The 2,476-nt window shown below is 67.2% G+C and carries 2 protein-coding genes; both read right to left on the bottom strand.

All coding sequences use genetic code 11. The annotated features are described in order from the left end of the window. Window positions 1-20 precede the first annotated feature (20 nt). Entirely contained in the window at window positions 21-860 is an 840-nt protein-coding gene (gene istB / locus NN5_RS24475) for an IS21-like element helper ATPase IstB (RefSeq protein ID WP_037487499.1), read from the bottom strand. A gap of 17 nt (window positions 861-877) precedes the next feature. Continuing rightward, window positions 878-2,365, bottom strand: a complete 1,488-nt coding sequence (gene istA / locus NN5_RS24470) for an IS21 family transposase (protein WP_067739269.1) — start codon at window positions 2,363-2,365, stop codon at window positions 878-880. Window positions 2,366-2,476 lie beyond the last annotated feature (111 nt).

The raw sequence follows: 2,476 nt of genomic DNA, 5'->3' as shown, positions 1-2,476 counted from the left end.
ATCATTGTTGTCTTTGCCGATCAGGTGGTGGTGATCTGGCCGGTGTCCGGGTCGATGGTGTCGCTGGCCGGGTATTGCTCCGCCCTGGCGGCGGATCGGCGGCGGCCGGCGGACTGCTTCAGCCGGTAGCTGTCGCCGTTCATGGTCAGAATACTGACGTGGTGGGTCAGCCGGTCGAGCAGCGCGCCGGTGAGCCGTTCGGAGCCCAGGACCTGTGTCCAGTCCTCGAAGGGCAGGTTGGACGTGACGATGGTCGAGCCGCGCTCGTAGCGCTGCGAGAAGACCTCGAACAGCAGTTCGGCGCCGGTCGCCGTCAGCGGCACATAGCCCAGCTCATCGACGATCAGCAGCTTGACCGCGGCAAGCTCGCGCTGGAGCTTGAGCAGCCGGCGCTCGTCGCGCGCCTCCATGAGTTGGTTGACCAGTGCGGCGGCGGTGGTGAACGCGACCGTGAACCCCTTCTGGCAGGCCGCCAGGCCCAGCGCGAGCGCGGCATGGGTCTTGCCGGTGCCGCTGTTGCCAAGTGCGATGACGTTCTCGCGGCGCAGGATGTACTCGCAGCGGGCCAGCTCGAGCACCAGCGGCTTGTTGAGGCTGGGGATGGCGGCGAAGTCGAACGTGTCGAAGCTCTTCACCGCCGGGAACCGGGCGGCCCGGATGCGTCGCTCGACCGTGCGCCGTTCGCGGTCGATCAGCTCCAGTTCGATCAGCCGGAGCAGGTAGCGCGGGTGATCGACACCATCGCGGGCGCACTCGCGGGCGACCTTGTCATACTCGCGCAGCACCGTCGGCAGCTTCAGCTGCTTGAGGTGATGGGCGAGCAGCACCTGCGGCGCCGTGCTCATCGTGCCCGTGGGCATCGGGTCATCAGCCCGGGTCATGCCGCCAGCACCGCATAGTCGGCCGCCGACGTCGTCTTCACCGCGGTTCTGGGCAGATGCGGATAGGCCGCCAGATCGAGCCGGGCGGGCCGCCGCTCGATGCGCGCCAGCGCGATCAGCTTGACTGCGTCGAAGCCGGGCGCGCCGATCTGGATCGCCTGGGTCACCGCAGCGGTGACGATATCGAGCGGCAAGGCCTCCAGCAGCCGCAGGACCTGGATGAACTCGCGCTTGCCGCGATTGCCCATCCTGGCCTCCAACAGATGCCGCAGATGCTGGAACACCTCAGGCAGGCGCCAGCCCTGCAACGCAGCCGCCTGGTCGAGCGCCCCCGGCTTGGTCTCGATGAGGGCGAGATAGTGGAGCGGCTCGGCGATGAACGCACCTTCGGCGTAGCAGCGGGGATGCCGGGCGATCTCCTGCCCACCGCACAGGATCACGACCTCATCGACGAAGCCCTTCACCACGACGTCCTGGAACCCATAGGCCGTCGGCACCGAGTAGTCGTTGGTCCGGTAGCGCACCAGCGCCGTCGAGGAGACACGCGCTGCCCGCTTCTCGCACGGTTCCAGCGGCACCGCCGGCAATGGGCGCAGCGCTGCCAGATCGGCCACCAGGCGCTCACCGATGGTCGCGGTGTGCCGGCCGGCACGCTCGGCCTGGCGCGCGCGGCAGCGATGCTCCAGTTCGGCGTTGAAGGCATCGAAGCTCGCCGCGTCAGGGACCGGCGTCATGAAGCAGCGCCGGGCAAACTTCACCAGTCCCTCGACCTTGCCTTTGTCGTTGCCCTTGCCCGGACGGCCGAAGCGGTCTCGGAACAGGTAATGGCTGACCAGTTCGGTGAAGGCCCGCGTCCGCTCGCGCTTCCCGTCGCCGCAGATCTTCGCCACCGCGATCTTGGTGTTGTCGTACAGGATCGATAGCGGCACTCCGCCGAAGAAGGCGAACGCCGACACGTGCCCGTCGAGGAATGCCTCGGTGGTCTCGCGCGGGAACGCCTTCACGAAGCAGGCGTCCGACTGCGGCAGGTCGATACAGAAGAAGTGGATCTTCTGCCGCACCCCGCCGATCACCCCGACCGCTTCGTCAAAATCGACCTGCGCATGGCCCGGTGGGTGGGCCAGTGGCACGAACGTCTCGCGCCCGCGGGCTCGGCTGATCCGGACATAATCCTTCACCACCGTGTAGCCGCCTGCAAAGCCATGCTCGTCGCGGAGCCGCTCGAAGATCCGCTTGGCGGTATGCCGCTGCTTCACCGGCGCGGTCCCATCCGCCGCCAGGATCGCGTCGATCACCGGTAGCAGAGGACCCAGCTTCGGCTTCTCCACGGGCTTGGTCCGCGTGTAGCCCGGCGGTAGCGAGAACCGGCACATCTTCCCCACCGTCTCCCGGCTCAGCCCGAAGACCCGCGCCGCCTCGCGCTGGCTGTGACCCTCGATAAACACAAAGCGCCGAACAGCGGCGTAGCTCTCCACGGCAAACATCCTTGGCCGACCTCAAAAAGGTTCAGCCTAACCAATGGCCGGATTTTACTCCGCCGCGCTCAGCACAATGCCGGCGCTCCACTGGCTGGTTTTGTCACCGCCATGCACACC

This window comes from Novosphingobium naphthalenivorans NBRC 102051 (assembly GCF_001590985.1).
Classification (GTDB): domain Bacteria; phylum Pseudomonadota; class Alphaproteobacteria; order Sphingomonadales; family Sphingomonadaceae; genus Novosphingobium; species Novosphingobium naphthalenivorans.
The sequence above is the reverse complement of the archived record's forward strand: the minus strand, read 5'-3'. Positions and strand labels throughout refer to the sequence as shown.